The sequence below is a fragment of the Streptomyces sp. NBC_00353 genome, assembly GCF_036108815.1.
Lineage (GTDB): Bacteria > Actinomycetota > Actinomycetes > Streptomycetales > Streptomycetaceae > Streptomyces.
Map to the genome: position 1 here is coordinate 4,267,588 of NZ_CP107985.1, position 16,764 is coordinate 4,284,351.

General features: G+C 69.0%; 16 protein-coding genes and 1 pseudogene. 9 read left to right on the forward strand and 8 right to left on the reverse strand.

Features of this window, described 5'->3' with window-relative positions:
* Positions 1-588: 588 nt before the first annotated feature.
* The gene (locus tag OHA88_RS19195) at positions 589-1,521 is read left to right on the forward strand and encodes a DUF3825 domain-containing protein (RefSeq protein WP_328626428.1); all 933 of its coding nucleotides are present in this window, start codon (positions 589-591) and stop codon (positions 1,519-1,521) included.
* A gap of 410 nt (positions 1,522-1,931) precedes the next feature.
* Here OHA88_RS19195 and OHA88_RS19200 read toward each other — a convergent pair whose 3' ends face one another.
* Complete coding sequence (locus OHA88_RS19200; RefSeq protein WP_328626429.1) at positions 1,932-2,537, reverse strand: hypothetical protein; 606 nt, start codon at positions 2,535-2,537, stop codon at positions 1,932-1,934.
* Between the two features lie 63 nt (positions 2,538-2,600).
* Between OHA88_RS19200 and OHA88_RS44645 the strand changes: the two are divergent.
* A pseudogene (locus tag OHA88_RS44645) lies at positions 2,601-2,711 on the forward strand (Uma2 family endonuclease); the annotation flags it as partial.
* Positions 2,712-2,886: 175 nt separating this feature from the next.
* Here the strand turns inward: OHA88_RS44645 and ychF are convergent.
* Positions 2,887-3,975 (reverse strand): redox-regulated ATPase YchF, encoded by a 1,089-nt coding sequence (ychF, locus tag OHA88_RS19210; protein WP_267002370.1) that lies wholly within the window; start codon positions 3,973-3,975, stop codon positions 2,887-2,889.
* 300 nt (positions 3,976-4,275) lie between these two features.
* Here ychF and OHA88_RS19215 point away from each other — a divergent pair, with 300 nt between their 5' ends.
* Positions 4,276-4,767, forward strand: coding sequence for a DUF6542 domain-containing protein (locus OHA88_RS19215; RefSeq protein WP_267007978.1), 492 nt, complete (start codon positions 4,276-4,278; stop codon positions 4,765-4,767).
* Positions 4,768-4,809: 42 nt separating this feature from the next.
* Here the strand turns inward: OHA88_RS19215 and ppgK are convergent, their stop codons facing one another.
* Together ppgK and OHA88_RS19225 are read right to left on the reverse strand one after the other, a co-directional pair.
* Positions 4,810-5,547, reverse strand: a complete 738-nt coding sequence (gene ppgK / locus OHA88_RS19220) for a polyphosphate--glucose phosphotransferase (RefSeq protein ID WP_328626430.1) — start codon at positions 5,545-5,547, stop codon at positions 4,810-4,812.
* An 82-nt stretch (positions 5,548-5,629) separates the two neighbouring features.
* Positions 5,630-6,670: a 4-hydroxy-3-methylbut-2-enyl diphosphate reductase gene (locus OHA88_RS19225; RefSeq protein WP_406429471.1), complete on the reverse strand. Its 1,041-nt coding sequence runs from the start codon at positions 6,668-6,670 to the stop codon at positions 5,630-5,632.
* 136 nt (positions 6,671-6,806) lie between these two features.
* Here OHA88_RS19225 and OHA88_RS19230 point away from each other — a divergent pair, with 136 nt between their 5' ends.
* The 4 genes from OHA88_RS19230 to OHA88_RS19245 all read left to right on the forward strand — a co-directional run bounded on the left by OHA88_RS19230 (position 6,807) and on the right by OHA88_RS19245 (position 10,577).
* A complete protein-coding gene (locus OHA88_RS19230; RefSeq protein ID WP_328626432.1) occupies positions 6,807-8,156 on the forward strand; it encodes an APC family permease in 1,350 nt (449 codons plus the stop codon).
* Positions 8,157-8,196: 40 nt separating this feature from the next.
* A complete protein-coding gene (gene xseA / locus OHA88_RS19235) occupies positions 8,197-9,408 on the forward strand; it encodes an exodeoxyribonuclease VII large subunit (RefSeq protein WP_267002379.1) in 1,212 nt (403 codons plus the stop codon).
* 95 nt (positions 9,409-9,503) lie between these two features.
* Positions 9,504-9,752, forward strand: a complete 249-nt coding sequence (locus tag OHA88_RS19240) for an exodeoxyribonuclease VII small subunit (protein ID WP_030969405.1) — start codon at positions 9,504-9,506, stop codon at positions 9,750-9,752.
* A gap of 234 nt (positions 9,753-9,986) precedes the next feature.
* Positions 9,987-10,577 carry a malonic semialdehyde reductase gene (locus tag OHA88_RS19245; protein WP_267002383.1) on the forward strand — a complete coding sequence of 197 codons (591 nt, stop codon included), beginning with the start codon at positions 9,987-9,989 and terminating at the stop codon, positions 10,575-10,577.
* Positions 10,578-10,651: 74 nt separating this feature from the next.
* Here the strand turns inward: OHA88_RS19245 and OHA88_RS19250 are convergent, their stop codons facing one another.
* Positions 10,652-11,170: a DUF4245 domain-containing protein gene (locus tag OHA88_RS19250; protein ID WP_267002385.1), complete on the reverse strand. Its 519-nt coding sequence runs from the start codon at positions 11,168-11,170 to the stop codon at positions 10,652-10,654.
* 167 nt (positions 11,171-11,337) lie between these two features.
* Here OHA88_RS19250 and glpX point away from each other — a divergent pair, with 167 nt between their 5' ends.
* A complete protein-coding gene (gene glpX / locus OHA88_RS19255) occupies positions 11,338-12,369 on the forward strand; it encodes a class II fructose-bisphosphatase (RefSeq protein WP_030915070.1) in 1,032 nt (343 codons plus the stop codon).
* 199 nt (positions 12,370-12,568) lie between these two features.
* On the opposite strand, the gene OHA88_RS19260 is transcribed toward glpX, so the two are convergent.
* On the reverse strand, positions 12,569-12,940 hold the full coding sequence (locus OHA88_RS19260) for a WhiB family transcriptional regulator (RefSeq protein ID WP_030915067.1): 372 nt from the start codon (positions 12,938-12,940) through the stop codon (positions 12,569-12,571).
* Between the two features lie 169 nt (positions 12,941-13,109).
* Positions 13,110-13,784: a DUF1707 SHOCT-like domain-containing protein gene (locus OHA88_RS19265; protein ID WP_328626433.1), complete on the reverse strand. Its 675-nt coding sequence runs from the start codon at positions 13,782-13,784 to the stop codon at positions 13,110-13,112.
* Between the two features lie 203 nt (positions 13,785-13,987).
* Between OHA88_RS19265 and OHA88_RS19270 the strand changes: the two genes are divergently transcribed.
* Positions 13,988-15,655: a fumarate hydratase gene (locus OHA88_RS19270; protein WP_326605550.1), complete on the forward strand. Its 1,668-nt coding sequence runs from the start codon at positions 13,988-13,990 to the stop codon at positions 15,653-15,655.
* A 77-nt stretch (positions 15,656-15,732) separates the two neighbouring features.
* On the opposite strand, the gene OHA88_RS19275 is transcribed toward OHA88_RS19270, so the two are convergent.
* Positions 15,733-16,719, reverse strand: coding sequence for a helix-turn-helix transcriptional regulator (locus tag OHA88_RS19275; RefSeq protein WP_328626434.1), 987 nt, complete (start codon positions 16,717-16,719; stop codon positions 15,733-15,735).
* Between the last annotated feature and the right edge of the window lie 45 nt (positions 16,720-16,764).

Sequence of the window (16,764 nt, forward strand, 5' to 3'; positions counted from 1 at the left end):
ATTGAATCTTACTTCACCTCTTACTGCCACTGCGGCAGGCGCGGGGTGCGCGATTGCGGATCGGCGACGGCATCGTGGCCGGCGGGGGGCGTGAGGGCGGTGGAGGCAGCCCACCGGCGAGGGTGAGGGGTGAACCGTCAGACTCCGTGCAATGCGCTCGCGGAACGAAATGCATCGCCCCTGGGAGCGCTGGGTGCGACTTCACAGACGGCTGATCCCGCCCGTAGCCGCAGCTACCTCACTGCGGCTACGCGAAGGTCGGCGTACGCCCGGTTTCGCCCGCAGCCTCGGCACCTGAAGTGGCAGCGGTGGACTGACCGTCCTTGTCCGGAGCACCGGCATAGCTCTCGACCCTCGCAGATGCATGGGCCCTGGACTGGCACCGCATGTGGTCCCCCCGAGCGGTTCTTGGAGCAGGTCATCCGCTGGATCAACGATCGCAGTGCTCGAGATGTCCGCGAGAAGGGGCTAGGAACGGATCGTGACCGCATGGCCGAATCCGCTGACGTACCTGACAACCCGGATCTAGCCTGTTCCACCCCAGATCATCGCGTGCTGAAGCTTTCCCCGATGTCATAAGGATGGGTAGTGACCACGGACAAGCAGCCCCTGCCGTCACCAGCGGATCTTGCAAAGCTGAAGCAGAACCACGAGGCCGGCGCGCCCACCCCGGAGATACGGGTGCGCCGGCCCGGCAACGCCCTGTTCGAATACGCGTACATGGGTTACGTCCGCAAGACATTGGCCGACCCTGCGGCCAAGCCGGACCTCTACGACCAGTTGGCCGTGATGGCAGAGCCTGAGGACTGGGACGGACGTTCCCCTGAGGCTGTGGGAAGCATCCGAATCCTGCGCAACTACATCCGGTGGACGTTCGAACGGGCAAGCCGGCAGGAGAAGCTCTCGGCCAGCTCCAGCGGTACGTACTCCGCCTTCAACACGGGCTTGGCGACACCCCAGCAGGAGACGATCTACGGACTGTTTCGCCGCAACAGCCGTTCCGACAGCCAGCAATGGGCCTTCGTCAGCTGGGTCGAGGCGAGTAAGCGCGAGTTCATGGACCACTTCCCGCCTTCGCTGCGTCCCGAGTTCGTGACCTACACCGAGGACCCTGCGGACTACGTCTACGACTGGCGGCGAGAACTCGTCGTAAACGTTGACCACATCCTCAACGAAGAGACCGGGAACCTCGAACGCTTCCCGGAGGCACTGCGCAATAACCCGTACCTCGCGCGCATGGCACTGAAGGGCGCGGTCGACGCGTCCGTGGACCGTGTCCGCCGCAACTACAAGGCCGCGGTGCCCTCTTGGTATCCGACTCATGACACCGTCCAACTACTGCTGCCCCTGTCATTGCAGTCCGTCGGCGTGGTCGATCTGGCACTGGTCGTCTCCCGGCAGGGTGAGTTCTATCGCGGCCATACGGTCCTCACCACTGCCATGGCGTACACCAACGCCCGCCTCCTCGCGCGCCCCGACAGCGACTGGCTTCAGCCGGCGTCCGAGGAAGAGACCGGGTAGAGCGGAACGGGATCGGGCTCTGCGATCCGCATCCGCCTGGAGCCGATCCACCCCGTACACCTGTCTCGAGATGCCTGTCCTTTCGCCCTGGCCCCTACCAGTGGCCAGGGCGGCCGTCACCGACCGAGCGGGGCACCACAACTACTTCGGATGCCGCGATGCGGCTGCCGAATCCACATCCGGCAACGGTCCGGGCTCGCCGCTTCAACCGGCCGCTGCGCCGGATCGTGGATCCGGCGGGTGAGTGCGTCGGCTGCCTCGAGATACCGCGGACCACAAAGGCCGCCAAGCCCGCGCCACCACAGATCAGGCACTCCCTTTCGCCAGATCAACCAGACGTTGAAAGGGACGCGCACTGCAGCGCTACCACCTACGAAAACACCGTCCTGGCGCGGCTCAGGTCAGCCGAATCAACACCGTGGAGTGAGGTCTCCCTGCGCCTCTGGAGGGTGTACCTCCAGGATCGACGCCGTTCCGCCGGCCACCGCAGTCTCGTACAGCGTAATCCGGTCGCCCGGGATGAGGTGCCTCCACCGCGCGGGTGTCAAAGGCAGGAGGCGCACTGGCGCCCGAGCGCCGGGTGCGAGGTCAGGACCGAACTCGACCCACACGCGGGCGATGTCCAGGTCTGATGCCCCGCCCTCCCTCCGGTGGCCGATGTCCCACATCGGCCGCAGCACCCCGGCTCCGGGGATCGGAGCGCGCCGGAACGTCTCACCGGCCGGGAGGAGCACGAGATCAGCCCGGATGACGCCCACTCGTGTCTCGGTACCCCGCCACCGGCACCACTCCCGGCTCCGTTCGAGCCCCAATATCACCGCCACGTGTTCCAGCCGCTCCCAGAAGCCCTTCGGTGCCGTCCATCCGTCACCCAGTTCCTCGAGCAGGTCGAACGCCACTTCCCACTCGTCGTGCGCGAGGTAGTCCCAGACATCGGAAACCGTGACGTCGTTGTCGGTCGCAACGCCTTCGGGCACCAGCAGCGCGGCGGCCTCAAGTATCCCGACGACATCCACGCGCCCATTATGGATCAGCAGCACAACACCCCTCTTGACGGCTGCACTCGCCGGCCCTGGCTCATGGCCGCACTGCCCGACTGGATGCGCCCGCCGCGCGCGGAAGGCTGGCTCGCGGAGGATCTGGACCGCCTCCTCGCCTCCGCCGCCCGCACCGTCTCCGACGGCTTCCTACCGCACTCTCCGGACGAGGAGGACTCCTCCTTCCAGCCCATGCTCAGGTGACGATGCTTCAGAAGATCGAGTACCTGTCCGGCCCGGGTAACGAGCAAGGGGCCGACTCCCGAAAGAGCCGACCCCTTGCCACCTGCGAACGCGACGAAAAGCGACGCGCGCAGTAACGCATCGATCAGACGTTGAAGCGGAACTCCACCACGTCGCCGTCCTGCATCACGTACTCCTTGCCCTCCATGCGGGCCTTGCCCTTCGCGCGGGCCTCGGCGACCGAGCCCATCGTCACCAGGTCGTCGAAGGAGACGATCTCCGCCTTGATGAAGCCCTTCTGGAAGTCGGTGTGGATGACACCGGCCGCCTCGGGGGCCGTGGCGCCCTTCTTGATCGTCCAGGCGCGGGCTTCCTTCGGGCCTGCCGTGAGGTAGGTCTGCAGGCCCAGCGTGTCGAAGCCGACGCGGCCGAGGGTGGCCAGGCCGGGTTCTTCCTGGCCCATGGACTGGAGGAGTTCGAGGGCCTCGTCGTCGTCGAGTTCGATCAGCTCGGACTCGATCTTGGCGTTGAGGAAGATCGCCTCGGCGGGGGCGACCAGGGCACGCTGTTCGTTCTTGAAGTCCTCGTCGACCAGCTCGTCCTCGTCGACGTTGAAGACGTAGAGGAACGGCTTGGTGGTGAGGAGGTGCAGCTCGTGGAGGAGCTTGCCCTTCTCCGTGCCTGCCGTGATCCCCGCGGCGAAGAGCGTCTCGCCGGACTCCAGGATCTGCTGGGCCTCCTCGACCGCGGCGAGGACCGCGACCTTCTCCTTCTGGAGGCGGGACTCCTTCGTGAGGCGCGGGACGGCCTTCTCGATGGACTGGAGGTCGGCGAGGATCAGCTCGGTGTTGATCGTCTCGATGTCGTCCTTGGGCGAGACCTTGCCGTCGACGTGCACGACGTTCTCGTCCTTGAAGGCCCGGATGACCTGGCAGATCGCGTCCGACTCGCGAATGTTCGCGAGGAACTTGTTGCCCAGGCCCTCGCCCTCGCTCGCGCCGCGGACGATGCCCGCGATGTCGACGAAGTCGACGGTGGCCGGGAGCAGGCGCTGCGAGCCGAAGATCTCGGCCAGCTTGTTCAGGCGGGCGTCCGGGACCCCGACGACGCCGACGTTCGGCTCGATCGTGGCGAACGGGTAGTTGGCCGCCAGCACGTCGTTCTTGGTCAGGGCGTTGAACAGGGTCGACTTGCCGACATTCGGCAGACCGACGATTCCGATCGTGAGCGACACGTTGGCGACTTCCTGGAGTAAGGACGGGTGGGCCGATTCTCCAGTTTACGGGCGGGGGCGAGCGGGTACTCACGCGTCCGGTCGGGGGCCGATGCGGTTCCCGTTCGACCATGTGGCATCGAACTCACCGCCAAGGTCACCGAAAGGGCGTGTCCAACGCCTCCTCCCTCCCACCTCGCGACCTACGTTGTCCCGGTGGAGCAGCCCAGAACACGTCCCCCTCAGCGCCGGCAGTCGTCGCAGCAGGCCCCACTGTCCCCGCAGAGCACCATCGACGAGGCCGCCACCGTCTACCGGGTGGTGGCCACGCCCGACGGGCGGGCACGACGCGTGCCGCCCGCCCTGCTCGCGCTGCGCCGGCTGCCCAATCCGCGACTGACCGGCATCGGTGCGGGGCTGTTCGCCGCCGCCGTCATGTTCGCGCTGGCCTGCCTCGACTGGCTGCTGTTCGATGGATCGTCGATCCTGTACGGGGTGCTGTTCCTGCCGGTCAGCGCGCTGACCGCGCTCTGGGTGCGGCCCGCGGATCTGGTGACCGCGCCCATCAGTGTGCCGATCGCGTTCGCCGTCGGTGTGATTCCGATCGCCGGTGGGACGGGCGGCTTCGGCGGGCAGACCATGGCGGTGGTCACGGCGCTCGCCGTCCACGCCGGCTGGCTGTACGGCGGCACGCTCATCGCCGGGCTCATCGCCACCGTGCGCAAGGTCCGGCTGATGCGGCAGCGGCGGCGGATGCGGTCGGCCACGAAGGCGGCGCGCCCCGCCCGGCGTCCCCGGCGTCCAAGGCCCTGAGGCCGTGGCAGGGGCAGGGGCAGGGGCAGGGGCACAAAAGGGCTATCTGCCTGCCGCAGCCATCGCCGCGCCCACGATGCCCGCGTTGTTCTGCAGCTCGGCCGGCACCATCTCGGCCCGCACGTGCTCGATCAGCGGCAGGAACTTGTCGGCCTTCCGGCTGACTCCGCCGCCGATGATGAAGAGCTCGGGCGTGAACAGCATCTCCAGATGGGCCAGGTACTTCTGCACCCGGTGCGCCCAGTGGTGCCAGCTCAGCTCCTCGTCCTCCTTGGCCTTCGTGGAGGCGTGCTTCTCCGCTTCGTGGCCGCCCAGCTCCAGATGGCCGAGCTCGGTGTTGGGTACGAGCTGCCCGTCGATGAAGAGCGCGCTGCCGATCCCCGTACCGAGCGTCAGCATGATCACGGTCCCCTTGCGGCCGCGCCCCGCGCCGAAGGTCATTTCGGCGATTCCCGCCGCGTCGGCATCGTTGAGGACGGTCACCGGAAGGCCCAGCTTCTCGCCGAGCAACGTCCGGGCGTCATGGTCGATCCAGCCCTTGTCGACATTGGCCGCGGTGCGGGTGACACCGCCGGTGACGACGCCCGGGAAGGTGATGCCGACCGGGCCCGACCAGTCGAAGTGGCCGACCACCTCGGCCACGGAGTCGGCCACGTCCTTGGGCGTGGCCGGCTGCGGTGTCAGTACTTTGTGGCGCTCCTGCGCCAGGTCTCCGCGGTCCAGGTCCACGGGAGCGCCCTTGATCCCGGATCCGCCGATGTCCACGCCGAAGATCTGCATGCGATCCACCGTACGGGCTGGCGCCGCACCCCGCTCACCTTCCCGGAGCACGGGCCACTCCCCCGGGGGAGGACGGAAGGCGTCACTCGGCGGTGAGTGCCGCCGCCTCTGCGCGCAGGTCCCGGCGGAGCTCCTTGGGCAGCGAGAAGGTGATCGACTCGTCGGCCGTCTTCACCGTCTCCACGTCGCCGTAGCCGCGCTCGGCCAGCCACTCCAGTACGCCGTCCACCAGCACGTCGGGAACCGAGGCGCCGGAGGTGAGGCCGACCGTGGTGACACCTTCCAGCCAGGCCTCGTCGATCTCGCTCGCGAAGTCCACCAGGTGGGCAGCGGGGGCGCCCGCGTCGAGGGCGACCTCGACCATGCGGATCGAGTTCGAGGAGTTCTTGGAGCCGACGACGATGACCAGTTCGGCGTCCTCGGCGAGCTTCTTCACCGCGATCTGACGGTTCTGCGTGGCGTAGCAGATGTCGTCGCTGGGCGGCGAGACCAGCTGCGGGAACTTCTCCTTCAGCGCGTCCACCGTCTCCATCGTCTCGTCGACCGAGAGCGTGGTCTGGGAGAGCCAGACGACCTTCGACTCGTCGCGCACGGAGACACTGGCGACGTCCTCGGGGCCGTCGACCAGCGTGATGTGGTCGGGCGCCTCACCGCTCGTGCCGATGACTTCCTCGTGGCCCTCGTGGCCGATCAGGAGGATGTCGTAGTCCTCCTTGGCGAACCGGACGGCTTCCTTGTGGACCTTGGTCACCAGCGGGCACGTCGCGTCGATCGTGGCGAGCTTGCGCTCGGCGGCCTCGGCGTGCACGGTCGGCGCGACGCCGTGCGCGGAGAACATCACGATGGAGCCCTCGGGCACCTCCGCCGTGACGTCGACGAAGATCGCGCCCTTCTTCTCCAGGGTCTGCACGACGTACTTGTTGTGCACGATCTCGTGGCGGACATAGATCGGGGCCCCGTACTGCTCCAGGGCCTTCTCGACGGCGATCACGGCACGGTCCACGCCCGCGCAGTAGCCACGGGGCGCGGCGAGCAGGACACGGCGGGTGTCACTGCGGCGCGTGGTGCCCGCACTCGGGGCGGCGGCGGGTGACGGGCTGGGCGTAGCAGTCATGCGTCCCATCGTAAGGCCGTACCGAACAGGCGCGGGATCGGCCGTGTCGGGAGACTGAGCCGTACGCGACGTTCGCCACGTGTACGCCCTGCAATGCCACGTATGCCACGTACGCGACCGTGTCCGTGCGACCGACGGAGGGTTCATGGCGGGCAGCAGTACGGCGGACCGGGCGACCTTGCGGCGGACACTCGGGTTCCGGGATCTGGTCGTCTACGGGCTGCTGTTCATCGCCCCCATGGCTCCCGTCGGCGTCTTCGGCACGCTCGACGCGAAATCGGACGGCGCGGTCGCGCTGGTGTACGTCGCGGCGACCGTGGTCATGGGCTTCACCGCGTTCAGTTATGCGCAGATGGTGCGGGTGGCCCCACTGGCGGGTTCGGTCTTCACGTATGCGCGCAAGGGGCTCGGGGAAGGGCCCGGGTTCATCGCCGGGTGGATGGCGATGCTCGACTATCTGCTGATCCCGGCGGTCGCCTATCTCTTCTCCGGGATCGCGATGAACTCGCTGGTCCCGGAGGTGTCGCGATGGGTGTGGACGGCGCTCGCGGTGGTCGTCACCACGCTGCTCAACCTCTGGGGTGTACGGGCTGCGGCGCGGGTCGGCTTCGCGGTGCTCGCGATGGAGATCGCGGTGCTGCTGGTCTTCCTGGTGTCGGCGGTGGTGGTTCTCGTGCGGGACGGGGCGCAGCGCGGCTGGTGGACGCCGTTCACCGGTGACTCCGGCTTCTCCCTGCAGGCGGTACTGGCTGCGGTGTCGGTGGCCGTGCTCTCGTATCTGGGCTTCGACGCCATCGCCTCGTTCGCGGAGGAGGCCACCGGCGGCTCGGAGAAGGTGGCGCGGGCGCTGCTGTTCTGTCTGGTCCTCGCGGGGGTGCTGTTCGTTGCGCAGGGCTATCTGGCGGCGCTGCTGGAGCCGATGACGTCGGCGGATCTGGCCGCCGAACCGGCCAGGCAGGGATCGGCGTTCTACGACACGGTCGACTTCGCGGTGGGCAGGTGGCTGCACGACCTGGTGGCGGTCAGCAAGGCGATCGGGGCGGCGTTCGCGGCGCTGGCCGGGCAGGCGGCCGCAGGGCGGCTGCTCTTCGCCATGTCCAGGGAGCAGCGGCTGCCCTCGCTGCTGGCCCGGGTCGACCCGCGGTCCGGAGTGCCGCGGGCCGCGATCCTGATCGCCGCGGCCGTGACGCTGGTGGCGGCGGTCTGGGCGGCCCGCCGCGACGATGGTCTCGACCATCTGGTGTCGGTGGTCGACATCGGTGCGCTGACGGCGTTCGTGCTGCTGCACGCGTCGGTGGTCGGCTGGTTCGCCGTACGCCGGATGGACGGGCCGCCGAGTTGGTGGCGGCACGTGCTGGTGCCGGTGGTGGGTGCGGGGGTGCTGATCGCGGTGATCCTCAGCGCGGCGACGAGCGCTCAGGTGGTGGGGGTCTGCTGGCTGGGGGTGGGGCTGGTGGTGCTGGCGATGCAGTGGGGGCGGAGTCCGGCTGTGTAGGGCTGCCTCGTTGTCCGTGGTGGCGGATACGCTCGCTCGCATGGCTCTCAATACCTCCGCGGAAGCCCCGCTGCCCGTCGGCGAGGTGTCACGGCTCATCGGCGGATGGATCGACCGGCTCGGGGCCGTCTGGGTCGAGGGGCAGATCACCCAGCTGTCGCGGCGGCCGGGCGCCGGGGTGGTGTTCCTGACCCTGCGCGACCCGTCGCACGACATCTCGGTGAGCGTGACCTGCTTCCGGCAGGTCTTCGACCGGATCGCGGACGTGGTGACGGAGGGCGCCCGCGTCGTCGTCCTCGCCAAGCCCGAGTGGTACGCGCCCCGTGGCCAGCTGTCCCTGCGGGCCACGGAGATACGGCCGGTCGGCATCGGTGAGCTGCTGGTCCGGCTGGAGCTCCTCAAGAAGTCCCTGGCCGCCGAGGGGCTCTTCGCCCTGGACCGGAAGAAGCCGCTACCGTTCCTGCCGCAGCTGATCGGCCTGGTCTGCGGGCGGGCGTCGGCGGCCGAGCGCGATGTGCTGGAGAACGCGCGGCGCCGCTGGCCCGCGGTGCGCTTCGAGGTGCGCAATACGGCGGTGCAGGGCGTGCACGCGGTGAACCAGGTGGTCCAGGCGGTGAAGGAGCTGGACGACCTGCCGGACGTCGACGTGATCATCGTGGCGCGCGGCGGCGGCAGTGTGGAGGACCTGCTGCCGTTCTCGGACGAGCAGCTGATCCGTACCGTCGCCGAGTGCCGTACGCCGGTGGTGTCCGCGATCGGACACGAGCCGGACTCCCCGCTTCTCGATCTGGTCGCCGATCTGCGGGCGTCCACACCCACGGACGCGGCGAAGAAGGTCGTGCCGGACGTGGGGGAGGAGCTGGACCGGGTGCAGCAGCTGCGGGACCGGGCGCTGCGGACGGTACAGGGGCTGCTCGACCGGGAGGAGCGGGGGCTGGCGCACGCGCTGGGCCGGCCCTCCATGCAGCAGCCGCTGCGGATGGTGGACGAGCGCGCGGCGGAGGTCGACGCGCTGATCGGGCGCAGCCGCCGGGTGCTGGGGCATCTGCTGGACCGGGCGGACTCGGAGCTCGCCCACACCCGGGCGCGGGTCGTCGCGCTGTCGCCCGCGGCGACGCTGGAGCGCGGGTACGCGGTGCTGCAGCGGCCGGACGGCCATGTGGTCCGCTCCCCCGCCGACGCCGGGGCGCCGGGCGACGAGCTGCGGGCGCGGGTGTCGGAGGGCGAGTTCACCGTGCGGGTGGCCGAGTGAGCCGGTACGGCGCCCCTTTTCCTTCGCCCGGACCCGGCGCAGCCGCGGACGCGGTTCGGACCTGGCTGTCGTAGCTCACACATAGGGTGGATCACATGACGGACGACGCGACAACGGCAGCTGCCGCCACGGACACGCTCGGCTACGAGCAGGCGCGCGACGAGCTGATCGAGGTTGTACGACGCCTGGAGGCGGGCGGCACGACGCTGGAGGAGTCCCTCGCGCTGTGGGAGCGGGGCGAGGAACTGGCCAAGGTCTGCCGGCGCTGGCTGGAGGGGGCCCGGGCCCGCCTGGACGAGGCCCTGGCCCAGCCCGGGAAGGACCAGCAGGACGACGCCGGGTGACTCCCGAGCCGTAGGGATCCGGGGCGGACGGACCGGTGCGCCCCGGCCCGGAATGGATCCGAGCGCGCGGCGGTTGTGAGCCTCGTCGGAAATCGGGGCGGCCCGGCCCGTCATCCACGCACACGTTTGTGGAGTGGATCACTCAGGTCAGGTTTTAGTTGAAAGTTAACCAATCCCTCGGTTACGGTCGCCATATCGCTTGATCCGCATTTCGCCCGGAAGGTAATCCGCAAGATGTCCCTCGCTCTTGACCCCGCCGCCCAGGACCTCCTCTTCCGTGAGGCCCGCACCGCCAACACCTTCACCGACGAGCCGGTCTCCGAGGAGCAGGTCCAGGCGATATACGACCTGGTCAAGTACGGCCCCACCGCCTTCAACCAGTCGCCGCTGCGCATCGTCCTGGTCCGCTCCGACGACGCCCGCGCGCGCCTCGTGAGCCACATGGCGGAGGGCAACCAGCCGAAGACCTCCACCGCCCCGCTGGTCGCGATCCTGGCCGCCGACAACGAGTTCCACGAGGAGCTCCCGGCGCTGTTCCCGCACTTCCCGCAGGCCAAGGACGCGTTCTTCTCCGAGCGCCCGGTCCGCGAGTCGGCCGCCACTCTGAACGCCGCCCTGCAGGCCGCGTACTTCATCATCGGCGTCCGCGCCGCCGGTCTGGCCGCCGGCCCGATGACCGGCTTCGACGCCGCGGGCATCGAGAAGGAGTTCCTCGACGCCGACCACAGCGTGCTGATGGTCATCAACATCGGCAAGCCGGGCGAGGACGCGTGGTTCCCGCGTTCGCCGCGTCTCGCCTACGACGAGGTCATCAAGACCGTCTGATCCACCCGGTCATACGGAGAAGGCCCCGGAGCACTTGGTGCTCCGGGGCCTTCTCCGTATGCCGTACACCTGGCTCAGGACGTCTTGAGTGCGGCGGCCATCTCCGCCAGCCGTTGCGTCGAGGCCGAGCCCGTGACGACCGTGGTCGCACCGTCGTCGTGGCGCACCAGGGCGTCGTACTTCGGGCCCTTCCAGTGCTGCCACGTCTCGCCCGCGACCTGCTGCGTGCGCCCGGTGTTCCTCGCGTCCTGGCTGACCTCGGACACGTACTTCTTCGCCGGGGACGTGGACTGCTCCACTGCGACGTACTTGCCGTCCGGGTCGAGGAAGCCCAGGTGCCAGCCGTTGCCCGACTGGCGCTCGTAGCTGACCGAGGTGGGCTTCCATTCCTTGGACAGACCGGCCGGAGCGGCCACCGGATAGGGCGCCGCACGCCGCGCCGTCAGGAGCTCCACCCGGTAGTCGACCGCCTTGACCGGGTTGGCCTTGTCGTCGTGCGGTACGAAAATGTAGACACCCCCGGCGACGGCGGAGATCACCGCCATCGACAGGAACATGTCCCGCACCGTCTGCTTGCCTCGCTTGCTTGCCACGGGTCCATGTTCGCATTACGCCCGACGGGTCCGACCGAGGGGCGGCCACCCGTGACAACCGGCCGGCGAGGCCGCTCATACGTGACCCGGTCTGCTCATTTTATCGACCTGACGATAGAGTCACAGCACCCTCTTCCGGTCGTCGCCGTACAGAAAGGTGCGTTCCGATGTCCGAACATCACCTGCCGTCACAACTAGAGGTCTCCCCGGAGGCCCCCGACCGCAACCTGGCGCTGGAGCTGGTCCGGGTCACCGAGGCCGCCGCCATGGCTGCCGGGCGCTGGGTCGGCCGCGGTGACAAGATCGGCGCCGACGGCGCCGCCGTGAAGGCCATGCGGACCCTCGTCTCCACCGTCTCGATGAACGGCGTCGTCGTCATCGGTGAGGGTGAGAAGGACGAAGCGCCCATGCTCTTCAACGGCGAGCGGGTCGGTGACGGCACCGGCGCCGAGGTCGACATCGCCGTGGACCCGATCGACGGCACGACCCTGAACGCCAAGGGCATGCCGAACGCGATCGCCGTGCTGGCCGCCGCCGACCGCGGCACCATGTTCGACCCGTCCGCGGTCTTCTACATGGACAAGCTGGTGACCGGCCCCGAGGCCGCCGACTTCGTGGACATCAACGCCCCCGTGTCGGTGAACATCCGCCGGGTCGCGAAGGCGAAGAACTCCGCCCCCGAGGACGTCACCGTCGTCATCCTGGACCGCCCGCGCCACGAGGGCATCGTCAAGGAGATCCGGGAGACCGGCGCCCGGATCAAGTTCATCACCGACGGCGACGTCGCCGGCTCGATCATGGCGGCGCGTGAGGGCACCGGCGTCGACCTGCTGATGGGCATCGGCGGCACCCCCGAGGGCATCATCTCGGCCTGCGCCATAAAGTGCCTCGGCGGTGTCATCCAGGGCAAGCTCTGGCCGAAGGACGAGGCGGAGCGGCAGCGCGCACTGGACGCCGGGCACGACCTCGACCGGGTGCTGTCCACCGACGACCTGGTCAGCGGCGACAACGTGTTCTTCGTCGCGACCGGCATCACGGACGGTGAGCTGATGCGCGGAGTGCGGTACCGCAGCGAGACGGCGACCACCGAGTCGATCGTGATGCGGTCCAAGTCCGGCACGATCCGCAAGATCGACTCGACCCACCGGCTGTCGAAGCTGCGCGCCTACAGCGCGATCGACTTCGACCGCGCGAAGTAGACCGCGCGCGGCAGGTGACGCGCGGGCAGGTGACGCGCAGCGGCGACACACGGCACTCCGTGCGGAGCCGACAGAACGCGAAGAGGCGCCCCCCATGTGCGGTGGGGGCGCCTCTTCGCGTCGGTGCGAGGCGTCGGCGCAGGGCTGTCGCGCCGGGTGTCGGTCCGGGGCCGTCTCTTCAGAAGTGCCGTACGGCCGGTCAGCCGGCTGCGGCGATGTGGTCGGCCGAGGCGGCCGCCTTGAGCTCCACCTCGCGCCGCCTGCGGCGGGCGAGCACCACACGGCGCTCGGCAGCCGTGAGGCCGCCCCACACCCCGTACGGTTCGGGCTGCACCAAGGCGTGTTCCCGGCATTCGACCATCACCGGACAGCGCGCGCAGACCCGCTTCGCGGACTCCTCGCGGGACAGTCGGGCAGCAGTCGGCTCCTTCGACGGGGCGAAGAACAGCCCGGCTTCGTCCCGGCGGCACACCGCCTCCGAGTGCCAGGGGCCGGCCTGGTCCTCCCGGGCAGGAGTGCCCTGGGTGGGAACGGCGGCGACCTGCAGGGGCTGATGCGGCAGTTGCAGCACGGTCTACTCCTGACGACGGCTTCGCGAGCGAGAGACGATGCAGCACTCCCTACCCGCTGTGCGTGCGCCTAAGCACTGAGTGGCACTGAGTTCCGGGTGACGGAATTGCGGTCGACCGGAATTTTGGCCGGATCCAGGGCCGTGCGGACCACTGCCGACCGATGCGGTTTCAGTGGCCGAGATGTTTGCGCAGCCGGTTGTGGAGATCCGTGATGAGTTTCCCCCGCTTCGGCTTTGCCTCGACGTTCCCGAAGACGGAATAGCCGTTGACGACGATCACCGGGGCTTCCGGGTCTGCGGATTCCAGTGTGAGGACTTCGAAATTACCGAAGACGCCCGTGCCGCTGCCGCGCAGCGAGATGTTCTCCGGGACCTTGATCTCGACACTGCCGAAGATGGAGGTCGCGTTGATGACGGTGAGTCTCTGGCTGAAAAGCGCCTCGGTCAGATCGATCTCCACGCTGCCGAAGAGCGCGAAGGCGTTCGTACGGCCACCGACCCGCCAGCGGCCCTTGCGGGTGGAGCTGCTGAAGATTGCCACCAGATTGTCGGCCGGGCCCGCGGGAGCCTCGGGGCCGTACGCGTACGGCGTCGCGGACGACGGCCGGGTGGAGCCGCCGGGGGTCGGCAGGTCCTGTACCAGCGGCTCGAGTTCGCCGACGGTCTTGGCGCGGTAGACGGCGTCGACCCGCTCGGCGTGCTCCTCGGCGGTCAGCCGGCCCTCGGCCATGGCCTCCCGCAGGATGTCCGCGATCCGGTCGCGGTCTGCGTCGGAGGCGCGGATGCCGGCGGGCGCGGGCGGCGCCGGGGCGGCGGGCTGCTGAGGGTGCTTTTCGAGGTCCACCGGCCCAGCCTACCCAAACGCGATAGATCGCGACTAGGGCCTGTTCGGGGCGCACTCCGAGCTGATCGGCGCAGGACGACGGGCACATGCGGTGCTCGAACTGAGCCTTACCTCACAGGTTCGGCCCGCTTGCGGCGTTCTACCCTGGTGGGTGCGCTGCCCAAGGGTGGTCAGCCGCTGTCGCCGAGTGAGGAATGGCCGTAATGCCAGAGTTTGCGTACTCCGATCTACTCCCGCTGGGAGAGGACACCACGCCGTACCGGCTGGTGACCGCCGAGGGCGTCTCGACCTTCGAGGCCGACGGCCGTACGTTCCTCAAGGTCGAGCCGGAGGCGCTGCGCACCCTGGCCGCCGAGGCGATGCACGACATCTCGCACTACCTGCGCCCCGCACACCTGGCGCAGCTGCGCCGGATCGTCGACGACCCCGAGGCGTCGTCCAACGACAAGTTCGTCGCGCTCGACCTGCTCAAGAACGCGAACATCGCCGCCGCGGGTGTCCTCCCCATGTGCCAGGACACCGGCACCGCGATCGTCATGGGCAAGCGCGGGCAGAACGTGCTGACCGAGGGCGGTGACGAGGAGGCCCTGTCGCACGGCATCTTCGACGCGTACACCAAGCTCAACCTGCGCTACTCGCAGATGGCCCCGCTGACCATGTGGGACGAGAAGAACACCGGCTCGAACCTCCCGGCCCAGATCGAGCTGTACGCCACCGACGGCGGCGCGTACAAGTTCCTCTTCATGGCGAAGGGCGGCGGCTCGGCCAACAAGTCGTTCCTCTTCCAGGAGACGAAGGCCGTCCTGAACGAGACCTCCATGATGAAGTTCCTGGAGGAGAAGATCCGTTCGCTGGGGACCGCGGCCTGCCCGCCGTACCACCTGGCGATCGTCGTCGGCGGCACGTCGGCCGAGTTCGCGCTGAAGACCGCGAAGTACGCCTCCGCGCACTACCTGGACGAGCTGCCCGCCGAGGGCTCCCCGACCGGTCACGGCTTCCGGGACAAGGAGCTGGAGGAGAAGGTCTTCGAGCTGACGCAGAAGATCGGGATCGGTGCGCAGTTCGGCGGCAAGTACTTCTGCCACGACGTGCGCGTGGTGCGCCTGCCGCGGCACGGTGCCTCGCTGCCCGTGGCGATCGCCGTGTCGTGCTCGGCGGACCGCCAGGCCACCGCGAAGATCACCGCCGAGGGTGTCTTCCTGGAGCAGCTGGAGAAGGACCCGGCGCGCTTCCTGCCGGACACCACGGACGAGCACCTCGACGAGGCGGGTGACGTCGTCGAGATCGACCTGAACCGGCCGATGGACGACATCCTCGCCGAGCTGACCAAGTACCCGGTCAAGACCCGGCTCTCGCTGACCGGTCCGCTGGTCGTGGCGCGCGACATCGCGCACGCCAAGATCAAGGAGCGGCTGGACGCGGGCGAGGAGATGCCGCAGTACCTCAAGGACCACCCGGTCTACTACGCGGGCCCGGCGAAGACGCCCGAGGGGTACGCCTCCGGTTCCTTCGGACCGACGACGGCCGGCCGCATGGACAGCTACGTCGCACAGTTCCAGGCGGCGGGCGGCTCCAAGGTGATGCTCGCCAAGGGCAACCGGTCCAAGCAGGTCACCGACGCGTGCGACGCGCACGGCGGCTTCTACCTCGGCTCGATCGGCGGCCCGGCGGCGCGCCTCGCCCAGGACTGCATCAAGAAGGTCGAGGTCGTCGAGTACGAGGAGCTCGGCATGGAGGCGGTCTGGAGGATCGAGGTCGAGGACTTCCCGGCGTTCATCGTCGTCGACGACAAGGGCAACGACTTCTTCACCGAGCCCGCCCCGGCGCCGACGTTCACCAGCATTCCGGTGCGGGGTCCCGGTCTCGCCTGATCACTTCGAGCGTACGTGCCCGCGGGGGTGTTCCGGCTTCGGCCGGGCGCCCCCGTGGTGCGTCCGTACCGCTTCGCTCAGGGATCCAGCAGCCCCGACGTCGCGAGCAGATAGCCGAGTTGGGCGCGGCTGTTGCTGCCCAGTTGTTCCGAGACCTTCCGCATGTGTTCGGCGACGCTGCGACGGCTCATGCCGAGCCGGCGGGCGATCGACGCGTCCGTCTCGCCGCCCACGACCGCCAGGAGAATGGTGCGCTGGAGGTCGGACATGATGGCCGAGGGGCGCAGCGGCGCGCTGTCGGGGCGGATCGGGACGGAGCGGGACCAGGCGTTGTCGAATTGCCGGGCCAGCAGGCTGACCAGGGCCGGGTGCTGGACCCGCAGCGCCGTGTGCGGCTCGTCGGGGACGGGTACGAACGCGATCTCCCGGTCGCAGACGATGACCCGGTCGACGACTTCGGCGACCGTCCGTACCTCGGCTCCGGCCGACGTCACCTGCTCGATGTAGGAGAGCGTCGCCCGGTGCGAGCGGACGGTGTGCTGGTAGATCGTCCGCTGCCGCACTCCGCGCCGCAGCATCCGCAGATCGCGGGGCAGCGCCTCGCCGAGGACGTGCGAGGGGCGGCCGCCGCCGGGCTGTGCGGTGAGCAGCTCCTCCTGGCAGCTGCCCACGGCCGCGTCAAGTGCCTTGCTGATGACGGCTCTTCCGACGAGCCGGGTGAGGACGGGCTGTTCGAGCCGGTGCACTTCCGCGTACAGCCCCTCGAACGCGGCGAGACTGGCACGGACCGCGCGCAGGTTGCGGCGCTGCTGGGCGATCTCCTCCTCGATGGGGCCGAGCGCGGCGAACGATGCCGTCTCCGGCGGCACGGGGATCAGCGAGCCGGGTGCGTCCCGGTCCGTCACCACCAGCTGCAGGGCCCGTAGACAGGCGGGCGCCCCGTCCTGCGGAAGGCTTCCCTGCATGAGCGCGCGCCGGTACGCCGCCAGGGCCGTCTCGCAGGGACGGTCGGGCGACGATTCGCGGCAATCACATGCCCGTGGGCCGGATTGATCGTCCTTCACAAGTATGCAGATTACATTTGTGCAAACGGCTCGACATCAGAGGTC

Coding starts and splice junctions, on each gene's coding strand:
- ppgK (WP_328626430.1), bottom strand. CDS start 5,547: ATGCAGATCTTCGGCGTGGACATCGGCGGATCCGGGATCAAGGGCGCT.
- OHA88_RS19225 (WP_406429471.1), bottom strand. CDS start 6,670: ATGGGACGCATGACTGCTACGCCCAGCCCGTCACCCGCCGCCGCCCCG.
- OHA88_RS19230 (WP_328626432.1), top strand. CDS start 6,807: ATGGCGGGCAGCAGTACGGCGGACCGGGCGACCTTGCGGCGGACACTC.
- xseA (WP_267002379.1), top strand. CDS start 8,197: ATGGCTCTCAATACCTCCGCGGAAGCCCCGCTGCCCGTCGGCGAGGTG.
- OHA88_RS19240 (WP_030969405.1), top strand. CDS start 9,504: ATGACGGACGACGCGACAACGGCAGCTGCCGCCACGGACACGCTCGGC.
- OHA88_RS19245 (WP_267002383.1), top strand. CDS start 9,987: ATGTCCCTCGCTCTTGACCCCGCCGCCCAGGACCTCCTCTTCCGTGAG.
- glpX (WP_030915070.1), top strand. CDS start 11,338: ATGTCCGAACATCACCTGCCGTCACAACTAGAGGTCTCCCCGGAGGCC.
- OHA88_RS19270 (WP_326605550.1), top strand. CDS start 13,988: ATGCCAGAGTTTGCGTACTCCGATCTACTCCCGCTGGGAGAGGACACC.